An 8,576-nucleotide genomic window follows, 5' to 3' on the forward strand; every position below is an offset into this window, starting at 1 on the left:
CACGTCTATCAGGGAGAACTTCTTCACCTGCATCGAAGGTTCCTCTCCTTCCAAAAAGAAGGGCCCTGCGCCGACGGGCAGACGCAGGGCCACAAAGGTGTTTAGCCAGGCTTTTTAGCCTAAGCCTTCTCGGTCGCCTTGTCGCCTTCGCCATGGAGCCTGTTAAGCACAGCCATGAGTGCGACGCCGACGACGAGGAGGACGATCGTGAGGATGAGGATGGGCATCTTGCCATCTACCTCGGCTGCAGACCCATTGAGGGGCACGGCCGTGGCGATGACGGAGAGGATGAGAAGAACGACGGGCAGATAGGTAATGACCTTGAGGCCAGCACCCTTGCCGGGAACCTTGAAGGGACGCTCGCGATCGGGGTCGATCTTGCGGAGCTTCAGGAAGGCCGGGAACATGGGGACATAGGCCAGGAGCAGGAAGACGATCTGCGCGGCGAAGAGGACCCAAAAGTCGAAGCCAGTAAACGCCGAGATGGCGCAGAGGATCGTGGCGACAACGCCGTTGGTGATATCGGCACCGTTGGGCATCCCGGTCTTGGGATCCATGTAGCCCATGAAGGAAGGCAGGTTGTTATCCTTGGCAGACTCGGCGGCGACCATGTTGACGCCGAGGGACCAGGAGACCATGTTGCCGAAGAGCGTGAAGAGGAAAACGATGTTGGCAACGAGGAAGATCGGGGAGCCGGTGCCCACCATAACGGCCAGCGCATCGGAAATGCCCGAGTCCGTGGAGAGGTCCTTGACCGGGATGGCGACTCCGATGCCGAAGGCGGAGATCAGGTAAACGACCGCGATGGCGATACCGGAGACCACGATGGCCTGAGGAATCTGCTTCTGGGGGGACTCCATCTCGTCGGTATAGGTAGCCAGCACCTCGAAGCCCATGAAGTTGAAGAGGATGATGGACAGGTAGGTGATGGAGTTGGTGTCAGAGAAGTTGGGGAAGTAGGAGCTGACGGGGCCTGCGTTGGCATTGCCATGCTGGGACATATACATGAAGCCAAGGATGCCCAGAAGCAGGGCCAAGCCCACCTTGCAGATGGCGCCCAGGTTCATGAGCCAGGCAGAATCCGATGCCTTGGAGAAGGCCACGAAGATGACGATCCAGATGAATGCGCATTCGATCAGGAAGGAAACGATGGGACTCAGCGTAACGCCCGTGAGGGTACTGATGGTGCTGGGGAAGACAAGGGCGAGCGAAGCGATCCAGAGGGGGAAGTTAACCCAGTAGGACCATGCCGTGAATCCCGCGGCCTTCTTGCCGAAGGCGCGCTTGACCCAGTCATAGACGCCTCCCTCGTCGTCGGGATAGGTGGATCCAAGCTCGGACACGATCATGCCGTAGGGCACGAGGAACGCGATGATCAGGAAAATCCACCAGAAGTACTGCGAGTTGCCGATAGCGGCTGCGGGTGCCGCTGCCTCGGCAACGAAGACGACGCAGATCATGTTCATGACAGCGTCGAACAGGCTAAATTTCTTTTTGCCAGCCATGCCTTCGTCCTTTCACATTGGGTCGGTTCCGCACGCACGCCCTTGCGCGAGCACGGAGGCCTTACGGATGCGGGGCGCCACCACAAGGGCGCCCCGCCATACGCCTATCTCATCCGTTGGGACGTAGTTTTCGCCTAGGCAGAGGGCTCCTGCTGCGTGATGCAGTGGATGTTGCCGCCACCATAGACGACCTGGTCGGACTTGACGCCCACGACCTTGTAGACGTCCTTGCCCCAGGTCTCGTCGTAGATCTTCTGGAGGGTGTCGACGGCGAGCTGGTCGTTCTCGTCACCGTACTGCGGGGTGATGACGCCGTGGTTGGTAACCAGGTAGTTCATGTAGGAGGCGATCAGCGGCTCGTCGGGGACGCGCGGCTCGGCAGCCTCGTCCACGTCGATGGAGTCGCAGGCCTCCTGCGTCATGTAGAGCGGCTTCACCGGCATCGGGAGCTTGTAGACCTTGAGCTTGCGGCCCTTGGCGTCGGTCGCGTTGGAGAGCGTCTCATACGCGGCGTGGCACTGACGGTAGAAGGGGTAGTCGGGATCGTCGGACCAGATGCAGGCCATGACGCCAGGTGCAATAAAGGTCGCGACGTCGTCGATGTGGCCGTTGGTCTCCTCGGGGTCGATGCCTTCCTTGACCCAGATGACCTTGTCGACGCCCAGGTACTCCTTGAGGTGCTCGGTCATGTACTCGCGAAGCTCCTCGCTCCAGGGCTCGAACTTGCGGGCGTACTTGGGCCAGATGGTGTCCTCGTCCTCCTCCTCAGCCATGACGGCGGAGCAGGTGCGACCCGGGGAGAGCAGGCACTGGTCGGTCACGACGAGCGTGCCCTCACCGTCGACAGTGATGGAGCCGCCCTCGAGGATCATGTCATCGGGACGATAGGTGCGGCAGCCGGCGAACTCGGCCATCTTGAGGGCGATCTCGTCGTCGGAGCGCCACGGGAAGTACAGGCCATCAACCAGTCCGCCGTATGCGTTGAAGTGCCAGTTGTTCGCGCGCTTCTCGCCCTTGCCGTTCACGACGAAGGTTGCGCCGGTGTCACGGAACCACGCGTCATCGGTGGTCATCTCGAGCACGAGGACGTTCTCGTCGTTCTCGAAGACCTTCTTGGCGTTGGCGTAGTCGACCTCGTTGACGCACATGACGACGGGCGTGAACTCAGAGATTGCACGGGCGATGGCGGCATACTGCCTCTGCGCGGGCTTGGCGCCAAAGGCCCAGGTGTCGGTGCGGTGTGGCCAGCCCATCCAGACGCGGTCCTGCGGGGCGAACTCGGCAGGCATGTGGAAGCCGTCGGCCCTCGGGGTGGACTCAGACTCGGTAATGGTACGCATTGCAAAACCTCCAAATACCTCATGACGGAAACTTATAGAACAGCTGGGGAGAAGAACAGGTCTCCCCAGCCTTAGCGCCTCGTGTAAAGGCCGGGAATCGTCTGGCCTACTTCTGCAGCTCGTCAATCCTCTTCAGGGCGGCGTGCAGCTCGTCCTTGGCGGAGTAGTCGACGCCCCCGTCGTTCAGCGGGGTGCGAGGACCAAGCGCCGCGAGCAGAGCGCGAATGGAGTGCTTGCGGTTCTCCGCTTCGACCCAGCAGAGGGAGCGCTCGGGGTCGTCCATGACCTCGTCCACGACCTCCTCGCCGCGGGTGGCGGGCAGGCAGTGCATGAACTTGGAGTTGGGGCCAGCTGCGTTCATGAGGTCCATGGTCACCTGATACTTGGGATAGAAGACGTCCATGTAGGAAGCGCCAGACTCCTCCTGGTCGTACAGGCCGTACCAGACGTCGGTGTAGACAAAGTCGGCGCCCTTGATGGACTCGATGTCGTCGGAGATCGTGATGGTGCCGCCAGACTTCTGGCAGTTGGCCTTGCCGACGGCCATCAGGTGGTCACCAAAGGCCTTGCGCTCCTCGGGCGTGCCAACGTGAAGGGCGCCGTCGGGGATGGTGTGGCCCTTGGGGCCAAACTGCACAAAGTCCATGCCCATGATGGAGCAGATGAACATGAGCGACACGCAGACCTGCGTCGCGTCGCCGATGAAGGCGAGCTTGCAGTCCTCGATCTTCTTGCCCTCGGGCAGGTTCTCGAGCATCGTCATCAGGTCGCCCATCTCCTGGGTGGGGTGGTTGTACTCGGACATGCCGTTGATGACGGGAGCCGCGGACCCCTTGGCCAGGCCCTCGACGTCGGCGTGACGGTTCACGCGCGCCATCATGATGTCGAGCAGCGAGCCCATGACGCGGGCGGTGTCGCCCAGGGACTCGTGGCCGCCCAGCTGGATGGTGCCAGGCCCAAAGAACTCGCCGTGGCCGCCGAGGTCGGTCATTGCCGTCTCGAACGAGACGCGGGTGCGCGTGGACACCTGCTGGAAGATCATACCGAGGGACTTGTTGCGCAGCAGGTGGGGATAGTAACCGTCAACCTTGATGGCCTTCTTCATCGCGAGGCCAAGGTCCTCGATCGCGAGCAGCTGCTCCTTGGTGAAGTCGTTGGTGTCGATGAAATCCTTGGGCATTGCCATGTTGGAACTCCTTCTCCTCGTGTCCCGAGCGACCTTCCGCGGCCGCCTTCCGCGCCGGGGTCGTGCCCGGCCTTGCTCGACATCCATGGTGGCGAGCTGCCGTCGCGAGTTCCAGTTTATCCGGGTTCCATTGCCCCTAATCGACACTAAACCGTCTCGTTGTAGTCATAATCATTGCTGGCAAATTACGATTTCTATCAATATTTTCTTTTCATTACTTATAATTGTCAAACTGGCGAGAAGGACGTGCTCAACCACTCGCGGCACCCTGCCAACCGCCTGCGGCGTCCCATCTTGGGGGTTGACGCAGGATTATCCCATCCATCGCCCATGCCCCATCCCAGCCTAGGCGCACAAGTTTGGCCCCCGACGTATGCCGGGGGCCAGGGAAGCTCGCTCGGTTGCGTCATGCGCAGCGTGCCGCTACGCCACCTTCACGCCGCCAATGTAGGTCGCCTTGACGCCAAGGTCCGTGCCAAGCACCACCAGGTCCGCCGCACGCCCGGGCAGGATCTCGCCGCAGCGGTCGTCTATGCCCGCGGACCTCGCGGGGACGATCGTCGCCATCGCCACGGCGTGCTCGAGCGACTCGATGCCCCAGTCCACGATGTTCCTGACGGCCTTGCCCAGCGTGAGCACGGAACCGGCGATGTTGCCCTCGTCGCGCAGGCGCGCCACGCCGCCCTTGAGCACGATGGGCAGCTCGCCCAGCATGTAGTCGCCGTCGGGCATGCCGCCGCAGCGCAGGCAGTCGCTCACCAGGGCCACCTCGTCCCAGCCCTTGGCACGCACCAGCACGTCGATGGCCTCGGGCCTCACGTGCAGACCGTCGCTGATGACCTCGGCGTAGGTGTTGTCCGTCGTCATCGCGCAGCCCACCAGGCCCGGCATGCGGTGGTGCAGGCCGCTCATGCCGTTGTACGTGTGCACGAAGACGTTGGCGCCGGCGTCCACGGCCCTACGCCCCTGCTCGCAGGTCGCGTCCGAGTGGCCCAGCGCCACCCTCACGCCCATCTTGGCCGCACCGCGAACGTACTCGACGGCACCCTCGTACTCCGGCGCGATGGCGCTCTTGCGGATGAGCCCCCGCGCAGACTTCTGCCAGCCGGAAAGCTTGTCGAGGCTCGGTGGGCACAGGTAAGCCGCGTTCTGCGCACCCTTGTGCTTCTCCGTGAAGAACGGCCCCTCCAGGAAGATGCCCTGGATGCGCGCCTCCGCCGAGTCGTCCTCACGCTCGTCCACCGTCTTCGCGATGGCCGCGCACGACTCGTAGATCGCCTCGGTCGAGGCCGTCAGCGTGGTCGCGAGGATGGACGTGGTCCCCTTGCGCGCAAGTGCCCTCAGGATCTCGTGGTTGCCCTTGGTGTCGCAATCCATGAAGTCGTGGTCGGCGTACCCGTGGATGTGCGTGTCCACAAAGCCCGGCGCCACGGTCGCGTCGCCAAGGTCCACGACCTCCAGGCCCTGGCCGGGTTCGTCGGCCACGCCCTCGATGACGCCGTCCCGAACGTTCAGGTAGCCTCCGTCGCGATAGCCGGACGGTAGGAAGTATCCCCTCGCCTTGATGCAGAAGCTCTTCTCTGCCATTGCCATGCCTCCAAAGGTCGATCGTGATTCCATGTCCTCGTGATCATCACAAAGGGTAGCGCAAGGCACGCCTTGGGGTCAGGGGCTTCCGTCGGGCAAGAGGAACGCGCTCCCGCGCTTGCGGCCACGTCCCGGGTGCGCCGCGGTAGCCCGGAGCCGGCCGCCTTCCCTCGGCACAAAAGAGCCGGCCGTGGCTCTCGCCACGACCGGCTGGTCTAGCTAGCTGCTAGAGGGAGTCTGTACTTCTCCCCTAGGCGTCCGCGTACATCGCCTTGAGCTTGAGCAGGTGCTCGTAGCGTGCCATAGCGGCTTCCTCGTTCTCGGAGAAGAGCTCCTTCGCGCGATCGGGGAACTCGCGGGTCAGACGGCTGTAGCGAGCCTCGTTCATCAGGAACTCCTGGTAGCCGCCCTTCGGCTCCTTGGAGTCGAGCGTGAACTTCTTGCCCTCGGGTGCGGAGGGGTTGAAGCGGAAGAGGTTCCAGTAGCCGCAGTCGACTGCCTTCTTCATCTCTTCCTGGGCGTGCATCATTCCGCCGTGGGCGATGGAGTGCATCTCGCAGGGGCTGTAGCCGATGATCAGCGACGGGCCGTCATAGGCCTCGGCCTCGGAGATTGCCTTGAGGGTCTGCATCGGGTTGGCGCCCATGGCGACCTGCGCGACGTAGACGTAGCCATAGGACATCTCGATCTCGGCAAGGGACTTCTTCTTGGTGGTCTTGCCGGCGGCAGCGAACTGCGCGACCTGACCGATGTTGGAAGCCTTGGATGCCTGGCCGCCCGTGTTGGAGTAGACCTCGGTATCGAAGACGAAGACGTTCACGTTGTTGCCAGAGGCAAGGACGTGGTCCAGGCCGCCGAAGCCGATGTCGTATGCCCAACCGTCGCCGCCGAAGATCCAGAAGGACTTCTTGCTGAGGTAGGACTTGTCGGCCAGGATCGCCTTGGAGGCGTCGGAGCCGTCGGCCTCGAGCTGCGCGACGTACTCAGCGGCGGCAGCCTTGGACTCGGCAGTCTTGTCCTTGGCCTCGAGCCATGCGGTCGCGGACTCCTTCAGGCTCTCGGGGATGCCCTCGGTCTCGATGAGCTTCTCGGTCATCGTGGCGAGGCGGTTCTGCTCGGCGTCATAGCCAAGCTTCAGGCCAAGGCCGTGCTCCGCGTTGTCCTCGAACAGCGAGTTGTTCCACGCGGGGCCGTGACCCTCTGCGTTGACCGTGAACGGCGAGGTTGCCGCGGGGTTGCCCCAGATCGAGGAGCAGCCGGTGGCGTTGCTGATGAACATGCGGTCGCCGAAGAGCTGGGTGACGATGCGCGCATAGGAGGTCTCGGCGCAGCCGGCGCAGGAGCCGGAGAACTCGAGCAGAGGCTTGTGGAACTGCGAGCCCTTGGGGGTCTTGTCGTTGATGAGCTCAGTCTTCTCGCTCACCTTGTTGACGGCGTAGTCCCAGACCTCGGCCTGAGCGGCCTCTTCCTCCTGCGGCACCATGGTGAGCGCGCCGCCGTTCTTGTAGTCGCTCTTGGGGCAGGCGTACAGGCAGTTGTAGCAGCCCATGCAGTCAAGCGGCGAGACGACGACGGAGAACGTGTAGCCGGTGTTCTTCGGCATCTTGAGGTCGGTGGTCTTCATGGCCTCGGGGGCGGCAGCGGCCTCCTCGGGGTTCATGGCAACGGTGCGGATCGTGGCGTGCGGGCACACGAACGCGCAGCTGCCGCACTGGATGCACTTCTCGGGATCCCAACGCGGGACCATGACAGCGGTGCCGCGCTTCTCGTACGCGGAGGCGCCGAGCTCCCACTGGCCGTCCGGGTTGTCCTTGAAGGCCGAGACGGGCAGCGAGTCGCCGTCCATCTTGTCGATCGGGAAGAGAAGGTCGCGGACCTGCTTGACGATGGCGTCGCGGCCCTCGAGCTTGACCTCGTGCTTGACGTCCTCTGCGGTCGCCCAGTCTGCAGGCACCTCGAACTTGCGGAACGCGGTGGCGCCGGCGTCGATTGCCTTCCAGTTGGCCTCGACGATTGCCTGGCCCTTCTTGGAGTAGGACTTCTCCGCGGCGTCCTTCATGTACTTGAGGGCGTCCTCGGCGGGCAGGACCTTGGCCAGCGCAAAGAACGCGGACTGAAGGACCGTGTTGGTGCGCTTGCCCATGCCGACCTTGGCGGCAAGGTCGATGGCGTCGATCAGGTAGACGGAGATGTTGTTCTTGGCGATGTAGCGCTTCGCCTCGGCGGGCATCTTCTCCGCGAACTCGGCGTCATCCCACTGGCAGTTGACCAGGAAGGTTCCGCCAGGCTTCACGTCGCGGACCATCTTGAAGCCCTTGACGATGTAGCTCGGGTTGTGGCACGCGACGAAGTCGGCCTTCGTGACGTAGTACGGCGAGCGAATCGGCTTGTCGCCAAAGCGCAGGTGCGAGATGGTGACGCCGCCGGTCTTCTTGGAGTCGTACTGGAAGTAGGCCTGGACGTACTTGTCGGTGTGGTCGCCGATGATCTTGATCGAGTTCTTGTTCGCGCCGACGGTGCCGTCGCCACCAAGACCCCAGAACTTGCACTCGATGGTGCCAGGGGCAGCGGTGTTGGGGGCGTCCGGGTCCATGGGCAGCGACAGGTTGGTGAGGTCGTCCACGATGCCGATGGTGAACTCGCGCTTGGGCTCGTCCTTCTTGAGCTCCTCGAACACGGAGAACGCAGCCGCGGGCGGCTCGTCCTTGGAGCCGAGGCCATAACGACCGCCGGTCACCACGAGGTCGGACATGCCGGACTCATAGAGAGCCGTGACGACGTCCTGGTACAGGGGCTCGCCGATGGAGCCGGGCTCCTTGGTGCGGTCGAGGACGGCGATCTTCTTGACGGTCTTGGGCAGCGCCGCGACGAAGTCCTTGACGGACCAGGGGCGATAGAGGCGCACCTTGACGAGGCCGACCTTCTCGCCGTGGGCGTTGAGGTAGTCGATGACCTCCT

5 protein-coding genes are annotated in these 8,576 nt (G+C 63.2%); all 5 read right to left on the bottom strand.

Annotated elements, in window-relative coordinates; translation table 11 throughout:
* Nucleotides 1-119: 119 nt before the first annotated feature.
* Nucleotides 120-1,505: an APC family permease gene (locus tag ACI38Z_RS08010; protein WP_439789670.1), complete on the bottom strand. Its 1,386-nt coding sequence runs from the start codon at nt 1,503-1,505 to the stop codon at nt 120-122.
* A 134-nt stretch (nt 1,506-1,639) separates the two neighbouring features.
* Nucleotides 1,640-2,845: an agmatine deiminase family protein gene (locus tag ACI38Z_RS08015; protein ID WP_439789671.1), complete on the bottom strand. Its 1,206-nt coding sequence runs from the start codon at nt 2,843-2,845 to the stop codon at nt 1,640-1,642.
* Nucleotides 2,846-2,951: 106 nt separating this feature from the next.
* Nucleotides 2,952-4,031 (bottom strand): putrescine carbamoyltransferase, encoded by a 1,080-nt coding sequence (gene ptcA, locus ACI38Z_RS08020; RefSeq protein ID WP_439789672.1) that lies wholly within the window; start codon nt 4,029-4,031, stop codon nt 2,952-2,954.
* A 423-nt stretch (nt 4,032-4,454) separates the two neighbouring features.
* Complete coding sequence (gene nagA / locus ACI38Z_RS08025; RefSeq protein WP_439789673.1) at nt 4,455-5,618, bottom strand: N-acetylglucosamine-6-phosphate deacetylase; 1,164 nt, start codon at nt 5,616-5,618, stop codon at nt 4,455-4,457.
* 250 nt (nt 5,619-5,868) lie between these two features.
* Nucleotides 5,869-8,576, bottom strand: a 2,708-nt coding sequence (nifJ, locus tag ACI38Z_RS08030; RefSeq protein WP_439789675.1) for a pyruvate:ferredoxin (flavodoxin) oxidoreductase, incomplete at its 5' end; no start/stop codon positions are given.

It is taken from the genome of Parafannyhessea sp., assembly GCF_051876455.1.
GTDB lineage: Bacteria > Actinomycetota > Coriobacteriia > Coriobacteriales > Atopobiaceae > Parafannyhessea.